Genomic DNA, 564 nt, shown 5'->3' with positions numbered 1-564 from the left:
GCGGCTTCCAGTCCCTGCATGAGTGCTTCATGCCGCGCCACGAGGCGCGTTTCTTCCTCGGCCACTTCCGCGCCACTCTCCAGACGTCCGCGTCCCCACATCGGGCCGGTGGGCGTGACGTCGCCGCGCGCGGCGCGCTCATTCAAGACCGCATCGACCTCGTCGGCCGCAAAACGGCTGGCCGTTCCCGCCAGCGCCAGCACATCCCCCGGACGCGGCGTCCGCCAGGTCTGCGCGCGCAGGCGCGTAGCCAGCACCTCATTGAACAGGAAGCTACGCGCCGCCGAAAGCTGCATCCCATGAGGGTCGTCACGCTTGCGCCAACCGCGTGCAAAGGCCTTCTGAGCAAGTATCAAATTGCGCCCTTCGCGACCGAAGCGTTGCGGACCGAAGTAATTGGGCACGCCATCCGCGCACAGGGTTCGCCAACGACGCGCCAAGTCGGGATGTGCGGCAATCTCGCCGCTCAGACGAAGCGTAAAATGGTTGGCGCGATGCACGCCGCGCTTGAGCTTGCGTGGATGGCGTCGTGCAACGTGCACCTCCATTCCCACGTCGCTCAGT

General features: G+C 66.1%; 1 protein-coding gene. It reads right to left on the bottom strand.

Features of this window, described 5'->3' with window-relative positions; genetic code table 11:
• On the bottom strand, positions 1–542 hold a 542-nt coding region (truD, locus tag OP496_RS18320), incomplete at its 3' end, for a tRNA pseudouridine(13) synthase TruD (RefSeq protein WP_280565429.1).
• Between the last annotated feature and the right edge of the window lie 22 nt (positions 543–564).

The sequence above is a fragment of the Chromohalobacter sp. 48-RD10 genome (genome assembly GCF_029889785.1).
Lineage (GTDB): Bacteria > Pseudomonadota > Gammaproteobacteria > Pseudomonadales > Halomonadaceae > Chromohalobacter.
The sequence above is the reverse complement of the archived record's forward strand: the minus strand, read 5'-3'. Positions and strand labels throughout refer to the sequence as shown.